This window comes from Amycolatopsis sp. NPDC049252 (assembly GCF_043197175.1).
Lineage (GTDB): Bacteria > Actinomycetota > Actinomycetes > Mycobacteriales > Pseudonocardiaceae > Amycolatopsis.
In genome coordinates this window covers 14,525-32,748 of the sequence record NZ_JBICSQ010000088.1, presented here as the reverse complement: position 1 = coordinate 32,748, position 18,224 = coordinate 14,525, and the positions used below count along the sequence as shown (strand labels likewise).

At 69.1% G+C, this 18,224-nt stretch carries 18 protein-coding genes and 1 pseudogene; 8 read left to right on the top strand and 11 right to left on the bottom strand.

Features of this window, described 5'->3' with window-relative positions:
* From ACGFMK_RS42335 to ACGFMK_RS42305, 7 genes are all read right to left on the bottom strand, one after another.
* Positions 1 to 632 (bottom strand): hypothetical protein (locus ACGFMK_RS42335; RefSeq protein ID WP_392775464.1); only part of this gene is annotated, 632 nt, incomplete at its 3' end.
* On the bottom strand, positions 622 to 1,476 hold the full coding sequence (locus ACGFMK_RS42330) for a DUF6760 family protein (protein ID WP_392775462.1): 855 nt from the start codon (positions 1,474 to 1,476) through the stop codon (positions 622 to 624). The genes ACGFMK_RS42335 and ACGFMK_RS42330, both read right to left, overlap by 11 nt.
* Positions 1,476 to 1,976 (bottom strand): phage tail protein, encoded by a 501-nt coding sequence (locus ACGFMK_RS42325; protein WP_392775459.1) that lies wholly within the window; start codon positions 1,974 to 1,976, stop codon positions 1,476 to 1,478. The genes ACGFMK_RS42330 and ACGFMK_RS42325 overlap by 1 nt, the downstream gene beginning before the upstream one ends.
* Positions 1,977 to 2,007: 31 nt before the next feature.
* Positions 2,008 to 3,948, bottom strand: a complete 1,941-nt coding sequence (locus ACGFMK_RS42320; RefSeq protein ID WP_392775456.1) for a phage tail sheath family protein — start codon at positions 3,946 to 3,948, stop codon at positions 2,008 to 2,010.
* 16 nt (positions 3,949 to 3,964) lie between these two features.
* Positions 3,965 to 4,225 (bottom strand): hypothetical protein, encoded by a 261-nt coding sequence (locus ACGFMK_RS42315; protein ID WP_392775453.1) that lies wholly within the window; start codon positions 4,223 to 4,225, stop codon positions 3,965 to 3,967.
* 22 nt (positions 4,226 to 4,247) lie between these two features.
* On the bottom strand, positions 4,248 to 4,583 hold the full coding sequence (locus ACGFMK_RS42310; RefSeq protein WP_392775451.1) for a hypothetical protein: 336 nt from the start codon (positions 4,581 to 4,583) through the stop codon (positions 4,248 to 4,250).
* Positions 4,584 to 4,704: 121 nt separating this feature from the next.
* Positions 4,705 to 5,406: a LuxR C-terminal-related transcriptional regulator gene (locus ACGFMK_RS42305; RefSeq protein WP_392775449.1), complete on the bottom strand. Its 702-nt coding sequence runs from the start codon at positions 5,404 to 5,406 to the stop codon at positions 4,705 to 4,707.
* A 212-nt stretch (positions 5,407 to 5,618) separates the two neighbouring features.
* Here ACGFMK_RS42305 and ACGFMK_RS42300 point away from each other — a divergent pair, with 212 nt between their 5' ends.
* On the top strand, positions 5,619 to 6,395 hold the full coding sequence (locus ACGFMK_RS42300; RefSeq protein WP_392775446.1) for a hypothetical protein: 777 nt from the start codon (positions 5,619 to 5,621) through the stop codon (positions 6,393 to 6,395).
* Here ACGFMK_RS42300 and ACGFMK_RS42295 read toward each other — a convergent pair.
* The gene (locus ACGFMK_RS42295) at positions 6,368 to 6,550 is read right to left on the bottom strand and encodes a hypothetical protein (RefSeq protein WP_392775444.1); all 183 of its coding nucleotides are present in this window, start codon (positions 6,548 to 6,550) and stop codon (positions 6,368 to 6,370) included. The genes ACGFMK_RS42300 and ACGFMK_RS42295 overlap by 28 nt on opposite strands.
* A gap of 1,007 nt (positions 6,551 to 7,557) precedes the next feature.
* Between ACGFMK_RS42295 and ACGFMK_RS42290 the strand changes: the two genes are divergently transcribed.
* Positions 7,558 to 8,520: a hypothetical protein gene (locus tag ACGFMK_RS42290; RefSeq protein ID WP_392775441.1), complete on the top strand. Its 963-nt coding sequence runs from the start codon at positions 7,558 to 7,560 to the stop codon at positions 8,518 to 8,520.
* 67 nt (positions 8,521 to 8,587) lie between these two features.
* Positions 8,588 to 9,076 carry a hypothetical protein gene (locus tag ACGFMK_RS42285; protein WP_392775439.1) on the top strand — a complete coding sequence of 163 codons (489 nt, stop codon included), beginning with the start codon at positions 8,588 to 8,590 and terminating at the stop codon, positions 9,074 to 9,076.
* A gap of 310 nt (positions 9,077 to 9,386) precedes the next feature.
* Here the strand turns inward: ACGFMK_RS42285 and ACGFMK_RS42280 are convergent, their stop codons facing one another.
* Positions 9,387 to 9,716 carry a hypothetical protein gene (locus ACGFMK_RS42280; protein WP_392775437.1) on the bottom strand — a complete coding sequence of 110 codons (330 nt, stop codon included), beginning with the start codon at positions 9,714 to 9,716 and terminating at the stop codon, positions 9,387 to 9,389.
* Between the two features lie 205 nt (positions 9,717 to 9,921).
* Between ACGFMK_RS42280 and ACGFMK_RS42275 the strand changes: the two genes are divergently transcribed.
* On the top strand, positions 9,922 to 10,737 hold the full coding sequence (locus tag ACGFMK_RS42275) for a hypothetical protein (RefSeq protein WP_392775435.1): 816 nt from the start codon (positions 9,922 to 9,924) through the stop codon (positions 10,735 to 10,737).
* Between the two features lie 298 nt (positions 10,738 to 11,035).
* On the opposite strand, the pseudogene ACGFMK_RS42270 reads toward ACGFMK_RS42275, so the two are convergent.
* Positions 11,036 to 11,732 (bottom strand): annotated as a pseudogene (locus ACGFMK_RS42270) (transposase family protein).
* Between the two features lie 72 nt (positions 11,733 to 11,804).
* Here ACGFMK_RS42270 and ACGFMK_RS42265 point away from each other — a divergent pair.
* The 3 genes from ACGFMK_RS42265 to ACGFMK_RS42255 all read left to right on the top strand — a co-directional run bounded on the left by ACGFMK_RS42265 (position 11,805) and on the right by ACGFMK_RS42255 (position 15,704).
* Complete coding sequence (locus tag ACGFMK_RS42265; protein WP_392775432.1) at positions 11,805 to 12,245, top strand: hypothetical protein; 441 nt, start codon at positions 11,805 to 11,807, stop codon at positions 12,243 to 12,245.
* A 1,637-nt stretch (positions 12,246 to 13,882) separates the two neighbouring features.
* On the top strand, positions 13,883 to 15,085 hold the full coding sequence (locus tag ACGFMK_RS42260; protein ID WP_392775429.1) for a cytochrome P450: 1,203 nt from the start codon (positions 13,883 to 13,885) through the stop codon (positions 15,083 to 15,085).
* Between the two features lie 31 nt (positions 15,086 to 15,116).
* Entirely contained in the window at positions 15,117 to 15,704 is a 588-nt protein-coding gene (locus tag ACGFMK_RS42255; protein WP_392775427.1) for a hypothetical protein, read from the top strand.
* On the opposite strand, the gene ACGFMK_RS42250 is transcribed toward ACGFMK_RS42255, so the two are convergent.
* Positions 15,691 to 16,287 (bottom strand): TetR family transcriptional regulator, encoded by a 597-nt coding sequence (locus tag ACGFMK_RS42250; RefSeq protein WP_392775424.1) that lies wholly within the window; start codon positions 16,285 to 16,287, stop codon positions 15,691 to 15,693. The two genes, ACGFMK_RS42255 and ACGFMK_RS42250, sit on opposite strands and share 14 nt — an antisense overlap.
* A gap of 92 nt (positions 16,288 to 16,379) precedes the next feature.
* Between ACGFMK_RS42250 and ACGFMK_RS42245 the strand changes: the two genes are divergently transcribed.
* A complete protein-coding gene (locus ACGFMK_RS42245; RefSeq protein WP_392775421.1) occupies positions 16,380 to 18,074 on the top strand; it encodes an alpha-amylase family glycosyl hydrolase in 1,695 nt (564 codons plus the stop codon).
* Positions 18,075 to 18,224 lie beyond the last annotated feature (150 nt).

Sequence of the window (18,224 nt, the reverse complement as noted above, 5' to 3'; positions counted from 1 at the left end):
ATCGAGTCCGGCACCGGCACCGGCACCGGCACCGGCACCGGCACCGGCAGCGGCAGCGGCAGCGGCAGCGGCAGCGGCAGCGGCAGCGGCAGCGCCGATCTGTCATCCGGCCTCGATTGTTCCTGCACCCCTTGGGTTTCCGCCCGCATCGCCGACAGGGCGGAACGCCCGGCGGTCGGCGGCAGCGCCAGTTCCGTCACTCCGGCGCCGGCCGGCGGCGGCATCTCCGTCACTCGGGCATCGGCAGGCGGCGGCAGCTCCGCCACTCCCGCGTCGGCGGGCCGCGACACCTGCTCCACGACCCTCGCGGCCTGCGGCGAGGCGCTGTCACGCTTCAGCCGGCCGGACGGGCGTTCGGCCGGCTCAGCCACGTCCATCAGGACCGGTTCCGGCACGAACGGGAAGTCGTCCGTCTCGGCGAGCCAGTACGATCCGTCGTCCCACTCGGCAACGCTCGGCGCGGCCCCGTGCTGCCGCAGGTACCGGAAGCCGCCGCGTGGCGGGCGGGGCGGGAAGGCGACCCGCACGCCGCCGTCGTCGGGTACGCCGAGCAGTTCGCGGACGGCGGCCCGGAACCACACCGGCCGCGCCCCGTCGGCCAGCACCCCGCGCAGGTAACTGTCAGGCGCCACTGTTGAGCACCTCGATCGCGTCGGCGAGCACGTCGATGTAGGTGTGCCGCTTGTCGCGGGTCATCGCCATGATCTCGTCCTCGCTCCAGTGGTAGTGGTAGGCCAGGTAGTGCACTTCCTGGTAGAGCACGGTGGCGTCGGTGCGCAGCTCGCCGAAGAAGAACCGGTGGACGTCGAACGGCGCCACGAACGTCCGCCCGCACTCGGCACACCGGGCGGCGAGGGTCTGCTCGACCTTCGGCGCCAGCTCCCGCATCCGCTCCTCGATCGCCAGCCGGGCGGGCGCCGGCAGCGCCGCCATGCGGCCGGGGTCCGGCGGGCGCCCTCCGATCCGCAGGACGCACCGGGACAACAAAGCCGTCAGCGCCTCGGCCTCGTTGACCGCGAGCCGATCGGACAGCAGTTCCTGGTCGGCGCCGGTCGGCAGCCGGAACGCGACCTCCGTGCCGTCGGGCAGCGTCATCGCGTACTGCGGCGCGCGGTCCTGCTGCTCGTCCACCGGCACGTCGGCGATCGAGAAGTCGACGGACATCTGTTCGCCGCACTCCGCCCACGGGCAGGTCAGGGCGGCCCGCACGACGTCGCCGAACGTGGCCTGCCGCAACCGGAGCAGCAGGTACAGCCGGTCGGCGACGAGCAGGTGCCGGGCCACGTCCCGGGACACCGGGCTGATCGCACCCAGCCGGGCGACACAGCGGCTGAGCACGTCGGTCACCAGCGCCGCGGTGGGGGCCGCCGACCGGCGGGCCAGCAACTCCTCCTCGCGACCGGTGAGCGGCACCAGCTCGAACTCGCGGTGCAGCACGCCGTCGGCGTCCCGGTAGCCGCCCGGCAACAGGTTCATCAGTTCTCCTTGACCTCGGCCACGGAGGTGTCCCGAACCCAGCCCTCGTTCTCCAGCTTGACCGTGCTGATCATCACCGCGTTGCCGCCGGCGTCCAGCTGCGGCAGCGCCTGGTACTCCGACACCCAGGCGCGGTAGACGTTGTACGCCAGCACCTTCTGGCCGCCGAGGTTGTAGACCTCGATGGTGATGTCCTTGCGGAACGTGGCCAGCGACGTCGCGGCGTCGCCCTGGAAGTTGTTCACCTTGTCGGCCCAGTCCTCGAAGGTGGTGTCGTGGGTGACTCCCGCCTCCAGGGTGATCGAGTCGTACTTCGTCTTGCCGGGAATCTGGTGCGGGCCGCTGGCGTCGCCGCCCTCGTACCACGGCGTGACCTCGGTGGTCTTCTTCAGGGCGCTGCACTTGTTCAGGGCCGCCACGTACCGGCCGTCCACCTTGATCTTGAACCGGAACCCCGTGTAGGGATCCAGCCGCGTGGTGTTGACTGTGAACTTGGCCATCTGGCCGTACTCCTTTCGTTGCGCCGCACCGCTATCCGGAGGCCAGGCCGGCCTGCTGGCTGATCCTGACCACGACGAACTCGGCCGGCTTCAGCGGCGCGAAGCCCACCAGCACGTTGACCACGCCCGCGTCGATGTCGGCCTGCGTGGTGGTTTCCGCGTCGCACTTCACGAAGAAGGCCTGGGCCGGCGTCGCCCCCTGGAAGGCACCCTGGCGGAACAGGCCGGTCATGAAGGACCCGACGGCCAGCCGCAGCTGCGCCCACAGCGGTTCGTCGTTCGGCTCGAAGACGGCGAACTGGATGCCGTTGTAGATGCTGACCCGCAGCATGATGGCGGTGCGGCGGACCGGGACGTAGCGCCACGACGGATCCGACGAGATGGTGCGGGCGCCGAACGCCACCACGCCCGCGCCGGGGAACCGGCGGATGACGTCGACCCCCTTGGGGTTCAGGTTGCCGTGGTCCACATCGGACAGTTCGACGGCCAGGCCGACGACGCCGTTGAGGCTCGCCTCGGTGCCGGCCGGCGCCTTCCACACGCCGCGGGCCGCGTCGATCCGGGCGTAGAGGCCCGCGACGTGGCCGGACGGCGGCAGCAGGATCGGATCCCTGGACTGGCCGGTCGGGTCGAGCGCCTTGACCCAGGGGAAGTACACCGCCCCGTAGGAGTTCGCGGTGGTGAGCAGGTTGCGGAACGCGGTCGCTTCGGCGACCGTGTCGTCGTGCGAACCGGTCTCGCCGATGTAGAAGACGTCCTGCAGCGGCCGGTTGGCGGCGTAGGCCATCCCGAGGTCGGCCATCGCCGGGGTGCTCTCCCCCGGCACCGCGAGCAGGCTGAAGTCGGTCACGCGGTCCAGCAGCGGGAAGGCGTTGCTGAAGCTGGTCTCGCTGATCGCGGACGTGCCGTCGGACCCGGCCACCGCCGCGGTCACGGGGGCGACGACGGCCGCGTCACCGACCTGGATGGCGGTGGCGTTGGCGGGCCGCTGCACGGCGTTGCCGCTCTCCGACCGGCCACCGCCGCCGTCGCCGAGCTTGAGCTGGGCGGCCGCGTCGGTCGCCGCGGCCGGCTGCACCAGCACCGAGGACGTGGCCGTGCTGGTGCCGGACTGCAGCACGAGCCGGGACTGACCGCCGGCGGTCTCCACGGAGCACGCAAACGTGCTGAACGCCGTTGGGTCGGTGGACGTCTTCTTCTTGACCAGCAACCGCACCGCGGCCTGGATCGCGTCGCGGACGTCGGTCAGCGCGGTCGTCGTGCCGGCAGCGGTGGGCAGGGTCACGGTCTGGAACCCGTCACCGTCCACATTGATCCGGAAGCTGAGGTTGCCGTTCAGCGGCAGCACGGGGTTGACGCCGCCGCGGTGCACGCCGTGCTGCAGGCTGGCCGCGTTGCCCGGAATTACCTGCACGTTCACCAGGCTGGAACCCTGGCCGACGACGCCGACCACGTAGTCCGGCGAACCCGGGTCGATGCTGAGGTTGTCGAACACCTCCAGCGGCGCGATGCCCAGCGGGTCGTCGGGCAGCACGCCCGCGTTGTCCTGGCGGCGCACCGACAGCTTGAACAGGTTGCCCGGGTCCAGCGTGCCGTCCTCGATCTGCAGCAGCAGGGTGTTGCCCCAGGCGCCCTTGTTCTTCGCGCTGAACGTGAAGCCGGCGACCGCGGCCCGGTTGTTCATCGTCACGCTCGCGACGGTGGCGTTGGAGCGGGTGACCCGCACGATGTAGCACTGCCGGCCGCCGTTGTTGAAGTACTGGAACACGCTGTGCGCGAGGAAGCCGTCCGTGATGAACGAGCCGTAGGTGCGCTGGAAGGCCGTCCAGCTGGTGACCAGGGTGGGGCCGGCGTCCGGTCCCATCTCGGTCAGCCCGACGAACGCGGCCGTCGACGTACTGGCGGTGTCCAGCGGTTTCACCCCGCCTGCCACTTCCTGGACGTAGACACCCGGATAGCTCACGGTCGGCATGATGGTCTCCTGTCGCTCATTCGGTGGTGTCCGCACGTTTCCGGGAACGCGGGCGCTGCGACGCCGGCTCCCGTTCGGCGGCGTCGTCGTCCTCGTCGACCGACTCGACGTGGATGAGGCCCTGCCGGCGCAGTTTCTCGACCTTGTCGCTGCCGGCGACCTCGACGTCGGGCAACTCGTCCGACTCCTGTCCCGGGGACAGGCGCACGGTCCGGCCGGTGCTCAGCGGCACCAAGATCGGGCCGGACACGAGCAGGCTCCTGATCCGCACGGCCATGTTCGTTCCTCCTCGTTGGTTGTCAGCCCGGGTCGGCGGCCGACCGGAGCACGGACACCAGGTACTCCGGCCACTCGGCGCCGGCGCCCCGCACCCGTTCGGCGATCCGGCACACCCGGACCAGCCCGAGCCGATCGGTCGGATCGACGACCGCGACACCGAGCCGCGGGTTCTCCCACATCAGGCCGAGATAGCCGCACAGCGATTCCGGCTGCGACGCGGACAGCAACAGGACGTCGAAACCGGGCCGTAACAGCGCTTCGGCTGCCTCGTCGGGCCCGTTCACGGAGCCCACGATCGTCAGGTCGTCCCGTTCCCCCGCGATCCGCCGCACGATGTCGCAATCGAGCGCGACCATGTGTGTGACGAGAACTCGTATCGGACTCATCGACGTTCACCGCCTCGGACACCAGTCTGCTGGCCGGCGCGGCGACCGTCATGAACCTCCGGGATCAGGCTTCGGTCCGGAAAGGATCCGGTCAGCCGGATTCCGCGAGGACCGGGGACGGCGGTCGCGCGGTGTCGGTGCCCCACTGCCTGCTGCGCACCGCCGCCATCACCTCACCCCGGCCGCGGACTCCCAGCTTTTCCAGGATGTTGTGCACGTGGTTCTTCGCGGTGGTGAGCTGGATGTGCAGCAGCCGCGCGATTTCCTTGTTCGAGTACCCGGACTCGATCAACGCGACGATCTCCAGCTCGCGGGACGTCAGGTTCACGAACGCCGCGGGCCGCCGATCGCGGGCCAGCACGGCCAGCCGGTCCACCAGCCCGGCGGCGATGTCCGCCCGGCAGGTGAACTCGCCCCTGACGGCCGATCGAAGCGTGCCGACGAGATCGGCGAAGCCGTGCTCGTTCGTCACGTAACCGGCGATCCCCGCCTCGGCGCACGCGACCACCTCGGCCGGCCGGTCCGGGATGCCGAGGACGACGCACGGCACCGCGGTGAGGCCGGTCAGCCGGTGCAAAGCGGCGAGTCCGCGCTCGCCTGCCATGTCCCCGGTCATGTCGAGCAGGATCACGTCGGCGTCCGAGCGGGCCGGCAGGGGCACGGCGGTGTCGACGCCGCCCGCGGTCCCGGCCAGGTGGATGCCGGGCTCGGCGTCGAGCAGGCGCGCGAGGCCTTGAACGTAGATGCGCACGGGTGAGATGACGACGACCCGCAACGCCGGTGTCTCTTCCATAAGGCAGGTCCCCCAGTCGCTGTGGGGACCACACTCGCACGGGCCGTCGACAATCCGTCGACAATCTCGCTCGGCTCTACGCCGTTCCAGCGAGCCAGTTAGGCCAGTCGATGCGCTGTCGACGGATTGTCGACGCGCTCTGTGATCGTGGGGTCCGCCGGCGGGACCACACGGCCGACAAAGACCGGCACGGAATTCCGAATGGAGGAAACATGCGCACCATGTACGACGCTGTGACAGCGACGCACATCCCCGGCACCGCGGCCATGGTCGCCGGCTACATCGACAAGATCAGGCTCGAGCCGTGGACGGCGGCGGACTGGGCACGGTTCCCGGACGCGGTGAAAGTCGAGATCGTCAAGAAGCCGACGACGAACGCCGGGCACGTGCTCGACGTCGAACCCGGTGACGCCCGGGCCGACCAGGCCCCCGGCTGGGTACGGATGCGCCGCACCGCCGGAGCCGACCCGACGATCTACTGCAACGCCTCCACCTGGCCGTCCGTCCGCGACGCCTTCCACTCGGCGGGAGTCGCCGAGCCGCACTACTGGATCGCCCGGTTCGACGGCGATCCGACGATCCCCGCCGGCGCGGTCGCCAAGCAGTACCGCGGCGACGTCGCACCCGGCTACGACATTTCGTCGGTCGCCGGCCACTGGCCCGGCGTCGACGCCGACCTCCAGCCCACGACACCGGAAGAAGGACTTGCCATGCTGACGCCCGCCGCTGACGACGACTACGTCTCGATCCCGTGCGACGGCAGGTCCAGCCTGTTCGTCGCCGCCCATTTCGGCCGCAAGGTCACCGCGATCGAGATCTGGGCCATCGGCGACAGCCCCGCCGACCCGGCGAAGACACGCGTCACTTTCGTCGGCGGTGGCTTCGCGTTCGACCCGGACCGGCCAGGTCCGATCAGGCTCCCGGGAAACACCCGGACGGTGAACCTTCGCTACCGCGCGGATCACTCGTTCACCAGCTGGTGCAGCTGACGACCGCGCGGGAGGCCCGCGATCAGGGCCTCGACGCCCTCGGCGGTTCGACACGCTCGGTTTGAGGCAGGCCGGGCGACGCCGAGGCCGAGCACCAGGTGATCCCGGATCTCCGCAGTCCACACCTCCATCCGGCGGGTGGCGGTAATGATCATCAGCCGACTATCACCCGGCCGGTCCCGCTTCGGCCGGCCGGGACCGGCACGGGATTTCACTGCCCGGCGTCGTGCCACGATCGCCCGGCTCGCCACCGATGGCGACACCGAGCTCGACCACCTCCGCGCCGGAGAAGCCGCCAGCGCCGTGCTGCTCACGGAGACTCGGCTAAACCTGGCATCGTGCGTGTACACCGAACCGTTCGAACCAACGAGCACCACAACCTGGTCCGCGACTGCGTCCTCAGCGGGCGGCTCGAGCCGCAGCTGGTCGTGCTGTCGGCTACGGCCACAAGGCCGCAACACCTCTTCCGGCGACACCGCGCCGCCCGATCGGCGAAGTCCTGCGGCCCATCCCCCACACGTACGGCGCGGGGCTGCCTACCCCGGAACAGTTGCGCGACCACCGAGCAAGCCCGGAAACCCGTGCCGGCCCAGAAATCCAGTCTTGTCCGGCGCCCGGCCGCGCTGCAAGATTGCCCCGTCCGGCCACCGGTAGGACACGGCGTTCGCCGGCCCGGCGAAGACGGTGGCCAGCGCCACCACCGAGAACAAGATCGCCACGGTTTTCCGCATGAACCCTAACGAAACTCGAGTCGACGAGCAGCGTCACGATGTTCAGGACCGCCAGCCCGGCCACCCCGGCGTAGGGACCGCAGAGCCTGCTCGAACACGCTCGGCGGCGCGGCGGCATGATCGCGACATCGGCGCCACCCGGCGCTATCACGCTGTGATCAAACTCAGATAGGGAACGATTCCGATTCAGCCCGCACGCGACCAGCTGCGTGCCCACATCGTTCGACTGACATCAAGCTGGCCGCAAACGCCGCCGGCGATGATCGGAGATCGGCAGATCGATTACCTCGGCATACTCGTTCCTCGTGCGCGTGTAAGTCCCTTGAGGTCTACGCCCAGTTCGCCGGGTGCTGTCGTAGGCACCGTCGGAGACGACCCGGATGAGGTTCCGGTACGATCTGGTCTCCTTTTCGCGGGATCTTGGGAGTTCGATGGCTGACGATGCGCCCCCCGATCCGGTTGACGGTGGTGGCAGCTCTTCGAGCAACGTCCAATGGGGAAATACCGATCAGGTTGTCCAGGCTCGCGACATCCACGGTGACGTCCACATCGGCCGACGCCCGGCTCGGCGCCCGGCATGGCTATGGCCGTGGCTCGCCGGCGGGCTGGTGGTTGCCCTCGCGGCAACGGGAGTCGTCTGGCTGTGGCCGTCCGGTTCCACGGCCGGCGATCAGCCGGACCAAGTGCCGTCCGCCCTGCGGGTGACCGCGGATCTGTCGGCCAACGACCATGCACCATGGGGTTACGCAAGTGAAGATCCCGGCTTCCCCGACTCCGGCCTGGCCACGAGGCTGGCCCGGCCGATGGCGGCGACGGAGGATCAGGCTCTCGCGCTCGACGTTCGGCTGACCGGCGCCGCAAGCTTGGAGCACCAGGTCATCAGGCTCCACTTGGAGGGACCGAAGGCGGGACAAGTCGTCGTCACCGACATCAGGGTCGTGATCCGCAAGAAGACACCTCCATTGAACGGCAGTCTCGTGCTGGTTCCACCGCAAGGAGCGGAGGACTCGGCGCAGACGCTGCTCAACCTGGACGACCGATTTCCCGTTCTGCAGGAGGCGGTGCAGGACAAAAACACAGATCGGAACTATCCCGCGGGTCCGTACTTTCCCACCCACACGATCAAGCTCACCAACGGCGAAACCAGTGAAGTGGTCGTGACCGCGTTGGCGTCCAAGAGCGCCTACGACTACGTTCTCGCCGTGGTCTACCAGGTTGGCAAGGAGATCAGGCAGACCATCATCGACAATGCCGGGAAGCCGTTTCGCGTGACCGGGTACTCCTGCGCCGGAAGCCAGGTGGCGTCGTACCGGACCGCCTACGAGCTCAAGTCAGACTTCAGTGTCAGCCGGGAACCGGATCCACAGCACCTGGACGTCTCGCCGAAGTGCTGACCACCGAGCACTGGGGAAGGTCATGAGAAGAAGAACGTGGTACGCGGCGGGAGCCGTAGTCCTCCTGGTGCTGATCGTCGGGACGGCTTGGCTCGCGCTCGGCAGGACCGGCGCCCCAGCGGACGGACCCGACCTCGTGCAAAGCCCCGTGCCACCCCAGATCACGCCGACGTGCGGTCCGGTCACGACCGTCGACCAGGCAGGTCGACCCGTAGATGTTGATACCCTCGGCCTTGTACGCGTCGTGCACGAAGCGGCCTGCCAGCACGATTACGAGACGCTGGCCGAGCTGATGGACCATCCGTTTGGAACGCGGACCGCCGACGAGGCCATCGCCGAGTTACGCGCAAACGACGGCGCCCCACTGACGATCCTCGCCCAGACCCTCGAGACCGCCGCCATCGCCGACCAAGGCGGCCTCAGCTATTGTCACCCGCACGGCGCGATCGCGATCTTCGCGCGGGGAACATCCGAACACCAGTGGAAATTCACCGACTTCAGCCTCACCCCCGATAGCCTGGCCGCGTCGACCTGCTCCCAATCCGGCGTCCGGTAACCTTGTCAGCAGCCGTTTGACGCTCAGTAATCGGCCGCGCAGCAGCTGTCCCAATCTGATCGCGTTGCTTACTTGCCGCCGGGTGACGTCTTCCTGCCCGCAATGCAGCGGCTGGCCAGGCCGTTCAGGTAACGCACTGTCAGGAGGTCGAATACCCGGATCTCGGACCTGCGCTGCTAGGTTAAATTCCGGGTCCGAACCCACCATGGTCGCCCTCGCGGCAAAGAGCGCAACAGGCCGATGTCACGCGGGCAAGCGCAAGGCGCCGCCGTCGCGCCGCCCAGTTGAGGGCTGTCCACCAAGGACACGCTCATAGAGAGACGCCGCCCTGGATGTCGCGGGCTTGGACTACCTTCCCGCTCACGTGCCCCAGGATCTGGTTGGTCACCCCGCCGGTCGCGGCGCGCTGCTCGACCGAGGCACGCTCCCATTCGGCGCGCATCTGCCTCCCGAACTCCGAATCGCGCGCCTCTTCGACCTCAAGGGTTTCGGCGAGCTTGCGCACCTGCAACGAGTCCTCCGCGGCCCACTCGGCGGCCTCCAGTACAGCCTTGGCGTCAGGGTCAGCGGAAAACCTGGACTTCACCAGGTTGTACAACCCAACCACGGTTCGCGCGGCAACCGAGGCCGCGATGGACACCAGCACAGGCTCAGGCAAAAGCAATCCTCCCCGACGGGGGCCGACCGCTCGGCCCGAAGTTCAGCATACGGCCACGAGCGGCGCGAGGTACCGAGGATACCGGCGCGAAGACGTGACAGTTCGAGGACAAGCCGCGTCCGGTGACTGCCACGGCCCGCTCGGCGGCGATACTGTCCGACGTCGCAAGAACGAGGCGAGGAGCGGGATGACAGGCGAGGACGAATTGCCGCCGTACCGTGCTGTGCTGGTCGTGGACACCAAGGAGTTTGGCGGGCACTCCGACCGCGGGCAGGCAGTGCTCGCCGACGCCATTCCCGACGTGCTGGCGCTGGCCTTCGAACGTGCGGGTCTCGCGCACGTCTGGCGTGACGCGCTGTTCCCGCACGGCACCGGTGACGGTTTCGGGATCGGGTTCGACCCTCGCCACTTGCCGGCAGTCGTGATGCGGCTCTTCGGTCAGCTCCAGGACGTGCTCGCGGAGCGGCACGACCGGCTTCCCGGCGGAGCCCGTCGCGTCCGGCTGCGGATGCGGGCCAGCCTGAACGTCGGCCCGGTCCTGGACCCTGGGCCCGGCACCGGCTCGGCCGCCGCAATCGGCGGCGCGGTCATCACGACGCACCGCCTGCTCGATGCCCCCGAGGTGCGCACCCTGCTGACGCGCTCCGACCCCGACCAGACGTTCCTGGCGGTGGCGCTGTCGCAGCGGGTGTTCGAGGACGTCGTGCTCACCGAGTACGCGCAGCTGCCGCCATCGGTGATCGTGGCCCGGCGGGTCGACGTCAAGGAGTACCACGGGACGGTCCACCTCTACGTCCCGTGCCCGAGCGGCGACCTGCTGGTCCACGGCTTCGGCGACGACGCAGACGAGCATGGGGACGTTACGCCCCGAAGCACCCCCGCGAACACCGTTCCCAGTACGACGAATCTCATCTCCGGCGGCGACTTCGGCACGGCGATCCAGGTCGGTCACCTGCATGGTGGCCTCCAGTCGGGCCCGGGCGGCCGGTCCCGAAAACCATGAGCGACACGAGCAACGAAGTCACCGCGCCCTGCTGATCCATCAGCAGGCTCTGCGCCTGGGTGTGACGACGCAGCACAGCGGCCGCAGCAGCACAAACTCCGCCACTGAAACGGTTCGCCCAGAAATACTCGGTCGCGCTCCCCCACAGGGCGGATTTCCCGAGTATTGCCCCAGAAAGAAGCCAAATCGTACGAACCCTCGCCATTGATTCCCGTTGTCCCCAGTGTTTCGGCTCGAATAATGCCGCGCTAAGGGTTGTCTCGTAACTGGTGTTGTGGTTGGTGGGACTGGTGTTGCGTCAGGCTTCGAGGAGGACGTTGTGCAGGTGCGCAATTCCGGACACAATGTCGGCGAGCGTGCTGGCGGCGCAGCGGTAGTTCTTCATCCGGGACAGCACGTGCTCGACGCGAGCGCGGACCTTGCGGTGGGCGACGTTGAGATCCTCTTTCCAGTCCGGTAGTACGCTGCCGTCGCGGGGTTTGCGGTAGGGCATGACGACCTCGGGGGTTGCCTCGGTAGCCGCCATCAGCCACCACCGGCCGGTCGGCGAGTTGCTCGGCGATGCCGGAGTCGCGGTAGACGGTGCAGTCGTTGCGGCTGCCCGGCCGCGGATCGCCGGTCGCGATCACCAGCCGGTGATCCCGCGTGGGCACCAGGGTGCCGTCCACGATCGCGACCGCATCGACCCGGCGTCTGCGGACCGGCGCCCAAGCCAGCAACGGACCGATCGTGTCGATCACCCGGTGCGCCGCAGCATGCGACACCCCGAACAACGGCCCGATCTGGCGCACCGTCAAGTTCGTCCGCCAATACGTCGCCACCAGCAACACCCGGTCTGCCAGTGGCAACGCCCACTGCCGTCCCGGGCGACCGTCGGCGATCTCGTCGCCACCCCGGTTCGCGACCAGCCGCACCAGCTTGCGGAACTGGCCTGGCTCCAGCCCGGCGAACGGGGCGATCCACTCCGGCCGGCCCGGCACCGGGTTACGAGACATCCTTTAGCCTGACTGATGGGGCCGGGCTGTGTCCACAACCCGGCCCCCACGGCGTTGAAGGGAGCTGTGCGCGTGGGCACTCCGTACCTGCCCCAGTGGTACCTGACGCTGGCCGGGAAGCTGCTGGACCGCAAGGGAACGGCGACTCGTGGCAGCGGGCGGATTCTGCGCCGGGTGGCCGATGGCAAGGCCGATGACGTCGACTGGCTCTATTTCTACGCGATTCAGTCATACGGCTGGGGTGGCGTCGCCGCGGCCGGCGCCGTGTTCGCCGGCGTTGCCGGTGTGCTCAGCGGTCCGTTCGGGTACGGGCCGGTTATCGGATTCCTGGTGTTGTGCGGAGTGTCGGTCATGGCCGCCGCGGCCGCGTTTTTCGCCATTATCCAATTGCACATCATGCTGCTCGACAAGAAGACGTCGTATTTCCACCGACCGCGAGCGGTGAACGTGATCCTGGTGCCGATCGTGTTCGTGGCCGCCCTCGTCGTGCTGTTGGTGCTCACTCGCTCGTAGCGTCTTCGACGCTGTCCTGCTGCGCCTCCCAAGCTGGGACGTGTGGGTTCCATAAGTCGGTCACCGGCCCTGACCAGTAGTCAGGGCGGCATGTTCGTACTCGTTGATCAGGCCTCCGAGCACCTGCTGTCGCTTGATCCGCTGAGTGTTGAGATCGGCCAGGGGCAGGTCGGCTGGGGTGGGCGGCGCACTGCGTGGCTGAGCTGGACGCGGGGTACAGCCGCGGCGTAGGGCGGCGGCCGGTGGCAGGCGGATGTGAAACCGGCCTGCCGGTGGACGATGTTGGTGTCGTATTGGACGACGGTGGGTTCGTCCTCGTCCAGGCCAAGGGCGGGCTGCGACTCGCCCCTCGTTCGGATGATCTGCGCGCCGGCGTCGGGCAACTGGTGGACGCGTTTGCACATGGATTGCGCACTCGAATCGAGGTGCGAGCTGTCGACGAAGCGCGGGACCGCTTAGTACTTGCTACCGGTTCGAGCGCAAGTCGGACGTTCTCGGCGTTGGGCAGGGTTCTGGATCGGTTCAGAGGCTCCCGCACGCGATGCCCGTCGAAGACGCGGCTCGCACCGTCGAAGAGGTCGAGGCCTGGGAACGCTTCCGCGGCGTCGTCGCCGCGTGGACGGCGGTGGTCGGCACAGCCCCCAGGAAGACGTGCTATGCAGGTTCCTGCATGTTGTCCAAGTCAGCGTCTGGCTCTGGAGACCGGGTCAAGAGCGGATCGGATTCAGACGGCAGCCTGGCTCGAGCAGACCGGAGCGAGCGAGGCGACGTTCGAGCTACTCACCGAGGTCGGCTTGCGCGCAGCACGTCATCGGGCGTGGTAACGGCGGGATGAGCTGCAGGCACGCGCAGGTGTCCCCGTGGAGGTGGGGCGCGGGCGCCGAGGTTGACGACTCGGAGCCGTTGCCGGAGCTGATTGCCGAGTTGGAGCGCCTCGCCGCCGAAGTCGAGGAGTCCGGACGTAACGGGACACTGCCGGTCGAACGCTGGCGTAAGCGGAGCACCGGCGCAGGAACTGACTAAGGCACATCCGTCGAACCAGCGTGGCTGACACCGCCCGATTCGCCATCAACGACGGTCAACCGGTGCTTCTGCTGCCAGGGCACCATTTCCTCTCCCCCTCGGAGCCGTGGTCTCAAGCGGTCGGAAGTCTCCAGTGGCCAGGCACGGTCGATGATCTCCTAACGGCGTTTGGACTCGAAGGGCCCCGACGGGTCAGCTTGACGGCCGGATAGCCGGCGGCCGGCTCGGCTTTTTGCGCAACGTCCAGCCGCGTACAGGTTCGGCGAGGATCAACCGTGGACTTCGGCACGGATGGCCGAGCTGATCGCGCGGCTGCTCCGCACTCGCTACATCCTGCGCGGGTTGGCCTACCTGATCCACCGCGTGAGTTTCTCACCACAGGCACGCCTGCCGGGCCGCATACGCTGCCCGCGAACTGTCGCCACTACCGGGCGCATAACGGGCGTGAACGTCCTCGCGACAGGCTCCCCGGCCGGCACGACTACGGCTTCCGGCCGCCGGTGGTCCGAGTCCCAGCCACCCCTCAGTCCGGACAGGTGACCGAGCAAAAACCACCGCCGCGGTGGTTTTCGTGTTAGAGTGTGTCTGACCAGGACCGAGGAGGCCGACTCTCGATGACCGCGCCACAACTTCCGTTCCCCAGGCCGAACCCCGTCGACCTCGCTCCGCGCTACGCCGCCCTACGCGAGGAATCGCCCCTGTCGCGGGTCCGTACCCCCGCGGGTGATCTGCTGTGGCTCGCCACCAGGTACGACGATGCGCGGGCGCTGTTCGGTGACCCTCGGCTGGGCCGGTCCCATCCGTCGCCGGAAACCGCCGCCAAGCTGTCCGGTGCCGCTGTCCTGAGTGGACCCACCGGCGACCACGACCAGGAGCAGGAGGACAGCCGGCGGCTGCGGAAGCTGCTGGCCCCCGCCTTTTCCGCCAAGCGGATGCGGGCCCTCGGCGACCACGTGCACGACCTCGTCGAGAGCTGCCTCGATGACATGCAAGCCGCGCACGACCGCTCCCCCGGCGAGCCGGTCGACCTGCACGCGCACCTCGCGTTCCCGCTGCCCGTGCTCGTGATCTGCGCACTGCTCGGCGTGCCCTACGCCGACCGGGACCACTTCCGCGCGCTGTCCGACCGCATCGGCCGGCTGGACGACGCCGACGATTCCCGCGCCGCCATGACCGAGTTCACCGCCTACACCGGCAAGCTGGCCGAGGCGAAACGAGCAGAACCCGGCGCCGACGTCATCTCCGACCTCGTCCAGGCACAGCAGGCGTATCCCGGGTTCACCGACGCCGACGTCGCGAACCTCGCCACCGGCCTGTTGTTCGCCGGCCACGAAACCACCGCCGGACGCATCGACCTCGGCGTCCTCATGCTGCTGTCGGACCTCCGCCGGCGCGACGCCTTCGCCACCGATCCCGACGGCCGGGTGAACGACACCGTCGAGGAAATCCTGCGCTTGGCCTCCCCCGGCGGGCTGGGCGTCCCCCGCTACGCGCGCGAGGACATCGAGATCTCCGGGCAGACGATCGCCCGCGGCGAGGGGGTGCTCATCGCCGTCGGCGCGGCGAACCGGGATCCCTCGGTGTTCGCCGAGCCGGACGAGTTCGATCCTGCCCGCGGCCCGAACCAGCACCTCGGGTTCGGCCACGGGGCACACTTCTGCATCGGCGCGACCCTCGCCCGCACCGAACTGAGGACCGTCTTCCCGGCCCTGATCCGCCGCTTCCCCGGCCTGCGGCTCGCCGTCGACCTCCGGGACATCGCCCACCGCCACGACCAGCTGACCGGCGGCGTGCGCTCGGTCCCCGTCACCTGGTGACCACAGAATCGAACCCGAACAACGGAAACAGGTGACCGAGCACATGCTGCGCACCGCATTGGGATACCTTCGGCGCGTTCTCCCGTGGATCGCCTTCGGTACCGCGTCCACCGCCGGCTGGCAGTGGGGCGCCTTGGCCGGGCTGGTCGTCAGTCTCGTCTCCGTGGCCGGCGAACGCCGGCGCGGCGTGCCTGCGGACGCCTTGGTCCTCGACGTCGGCACCGCGCTCTACTTCGCGGCGCTCACCGCCATTTCGTTCTCGGACCCCGCTTCCCCGGTCCAGGCCTACATCGGCGCGCTGCCCTTCGTCGTCCTGGCGGTGACGGCCTGGGCCGGCATCGCCGTCCGCCGCCCGTTCACCCTCGCCCTCGCACGGCTGCGCGTCCCGGAGCCGCTTGCCGGCTCGCACGGGTTCGTCCGCTCCAACACGATCATCAGCACAGCGTGGGCCGTGGGCTTCACCGTCGGCGCCGTCGGCGGTGTTCTCAGCGTCGTGACGGGTCCGAGCTTGGCCGCCATGATGACCTGCCAGGCCATCGGCGTCGCCGGGCCCGCACTGTTCACGGTCCGCTACTCCCGGCGCGCACGCCGTCCACAGTGTCCGGTCACGGCAGCATGAGTTCCCGCAGCAGCTGCATGCCTTCGACGATGTCGACCCGCGGGTCGAGCATCCACTGCATCGACAGCCCGTCGGACGCCGCGACGATGAGCGAGGCGACGGCCCGGGCCGGCAGGTCCCGCCGGATCTCCCCGCGGGCCTGGCCCTGCTCGACGGCTCCGGCGATCTCGGTGCGCAGGTTTTCGAAGCGCTCGGTGAAGATGGCGCGTGAGCGCGCGTTTCCCGAAGCGACCGAGCCGGCGACCAGTGTGGTGTACAGCGCGATGAGACCGGGGACGTTCGCGTTGTGTTCGGCGCTCGCGATGATGCGCGACAGCACGGTGTCGTCCTCGGGCGGGACGGGAAACTCCCGGGCACGCTCGTCGGCGGCCGCCATGACGGCGAGAAGCAACTCCTCACGAGACCGGAAGTAATGCCGCATCCCCTCCCGCGTGACACCTACCGCCTCACCGATCGCGGTCAGCGATGCGCCTTCGAAACCCTTGTCCGCGAACAGGTTCAGCGCGGCTTCGAGGATCTCCTGCCGCCTGCTGACGCCTTTGGCGTACGGCCCGCGGGGTTCCCGGCGCGCGTGAGCACTCATGCGCCGGAGTGTAGACAGACACCAAAAACACCGCAACGGCGGTTTTGCCCGTCGTGGTCGCAGCCGCACTGATCCGAGAGGGAACGAAGCCGATGGCGAACACCGACGAGGTCGCGATCGAACGCCGCCGCGGCGATGCCGGCTGGTGGCGCCAGGCCACGGTGTACCAGATCTACCCCCGCAGTTTCGCCGACGCCAACGGCGACGGCGTCGGCGACCTGGAAGGCATCCTTTCCCGCATCGACCACCTCGACCAGCTCGGCGTCGACGCCGTGTGGCTGAGCCCGTTCTACCCCTCGGCCCTCGCCGACGGCGGTTACGACGTCGACGACTACCGGGACGTCAGCCCCGAGCTCGGCGACCTGGCGACCTTCGACCGCCTGGTCACGGCTCTCCACGAGCGCGGCATCAAGGTGATCGTCGACATCGTCCCCAACCACAGCTCGAACCGGCATCGGCTCTTCCAGGACGCGCTGGCCGCCGCGCCCGGCTCCCCGGAGCGAGACCGCTACCTCTTCCGGGACGGCACCGGCCCCCGCGGAGCCGAGCCGCCGTCGGACTGGAACTCGTTCTTCGGCGGGCCGGCGTGGACCCGGGTCCCGGACGGGCAGTGGTACCTGCACCTGTTCACCGCCGAGCAACCCGACTGGAACTGGCACCACCCCGACGTCCGCGCGGACTTCCTCCGGACCCTGCGGTTCTGGGGCGACCGCGGGGTGGACGGGTTCCGTGTCGACGTCGCTCACCTGCTCGCCAAGGACCTGCCCGCCGAGCTGCCTTCGTGGGCGGAGCTCACACGGGGTACGGACCCGGCGGATCCCGCACCGCCGCGCTACCCGGCCGGTCATCACCCGCTGTGGGATCGCGACGAGCTGGACGAGATCTACGCGCAGTGGCGCGCGGTCTTCGACAGCTATTCACCGCCGTTGACCGCGGTGGCCGAGGCCTGGGTCCCCGCGGAACGTCGCGTCCGCTACGCGAGCAAACAGAATCTGGGACAGGCTTTCACCTTCGACCTCCTCGAAACACCCTGGGACGCCGGTAGCTTTCACCAGATCATCCGCGACAACCTCGCCCTGGCCGCGAAAAGCGGGACGTCCAGCACCTGGGTCTTCTCCAACCACGACGTCGTGCGGCACGCGACCCGGTTCGGGCTGCCGAAGGGGATGTCCGGACGCCGATGGCTGCTCGAGGGCGCCGACCCCGCCCTGGAAGACCGGGTCACGGGCCTGCGGCGAGCGCGAGCGGCCACGCTGCTGGCCATGGCGCTCCCGGGGAGCATGTACCTCTACCAGGGCGAAGAACTCGGCCTGCCCGAGGTCGGCGACATTCCCGCCGACCGGCGCCAGGACCCGACCTATTTCCGCAGCAAGGGCACCGATCTCGGACGCGACGGCGCACGGGTGGCGTTGCCGTGGACTTCCACCGGCGTCTCGTTCGGATTCGGCGGCTGCGCGCCGCCGCTACCCCAGCCCACATGGTTCGCGGACTTCTCGGTGGAGCGGCAACGCGACGATCCGGCGTCGACCCTCTCGTTCTACCGCCACGCGCTTCGCCTGCGGCGCGAGCTGATCCAGGACGAGACGCTCGAGTGGCTGAACCTCGGTCCCGACCTCGTCGGCTTCCGCCGGGGCGGCGGCTGGACCGCGGTCACCAACTTCGGTTCGCGACCGCGGCCGCTGCCGGCCGGTGACGTGCTGCTGCTCTCCGGCGAACCGCTCGACGCGCCGGGACTGCTGCCGGCCGACACCACGGCCTGGCTCCGGCGCGACAGCCTCCGATCATGAACACCCGGGCGGCGAAATCCGCGTACTGCGCCACCGACCGGCCGGTGCCGCCCGTTGCTCGGCCACCCCCGCTGTTCCGGCCGGGTGGCGGATTCGTCAGGGGACCGTCGACGAAGTATCCCTCCCCGAACGGTCCACATGAGACGGACC

What these genes read in the sequence shown, in the direction of transcription:
- ACGFMK_RS42300 (WP_392775446.1), top strand. Translation starts at nt 5,619, where the DNA reads ATGCGCACCATGTACGACGCTGTGACAGCGACGCACATCCCCGGCACC.
- ACGFMK_RS42315 (WP_392775453.1), bottom strand. Translation starts at nt 4,225, where the DNA reads ATGGCCGTGCGGATCAGGAGCCTGCTCGTGTCCGGCCCGATCTTGGTG.
- ACGFMK_RS42330 (WP_392775462.1), bottom strand. Translation starts at nt 1,476, where the DNA reads ATGAACCTGTTGCCGGGCGGCTACCGGGACGCCGACGGCGTGCTGCAC.
- ACGFMK_RS42275 (WP_392775435.1), top strand. Translation starts at nt 9,922, where the DNA reads ATGACAGGCGAGGACGAATTGCCGCCGTACCGTGCTGTGCTGGTCGTG.
- ACGFMK_RS42310 (WP_392775451.1), bottom strand. Translation starts at nt 4,583, where the DNA reads ATGGTCGCGCTCGATTGCGACATCGTGCGGCGGATCGCGGGGGAACGG.
- ACGFMK_RS42305 (WP_392775449.1), bottom strand. Translation starts at nt 5,406, where the DNA reads ATGGAAGAGACACCGGCGTTGCGGGTCGTCGTCATCTCACCCGTGCGC.
- ACGFMK_RS42250 (WP_392775424.1), bottom strand. Translation starts at nt 16,287, where the DNA reads ATGAGTGCTCACGCGCGCCGGGAACCCCGCGGGCCGTACGCCAAAGGC.
- ACGFMK_RS42295 (WP_392775444.1), bottom strand. Translation starts at nt 6,550, where the DNA reads ATGATCATTACCGCCACCCGCCGGATGGAGGTGTGGACTGCGGAGATC.
- ACGFMK_RS42260 (WP_392775429.1), top strand. Translation starts at nt 13,883, where the DNA reads ATGACCGCGCCACAACTTCCGTTCCCCAGGCCGAACCCCGTCGACCTC.
- ACGFMK_RS42325 (WP_392775459.1), bottom strand. Translation starts at nt 1,976, where the DNA reads ATGGCCAAGTTCACAGTCAACACCACGCGGCTGGATCCCTACACGGGG.
- ACGFMK_RS42320 (WP_392775456.1), bottom strand. Translation starts at nt 3,948, where the DNA reads ATGCCGACCGTGAGCTATCCGGGTGTCTACGTCCAGGAAGTGGCAGGC.
- ACGFMK_RS42245 (WP_392775421.1), top strand. Translation starts at nt 16,380, where the DNA reads ATGGCGAACACCGACGAGGTCGCGATCGAACGCCGCCGCGGCGATGCC.
- ACGFMK_RS42290 (WP_392775441.1), top strand. Translation starts at nt 7,558, where the DNA reads ATGGCTGACGATGCGCCCCCCGATCCGGTTGACGGTGGTGGCAGCTCT.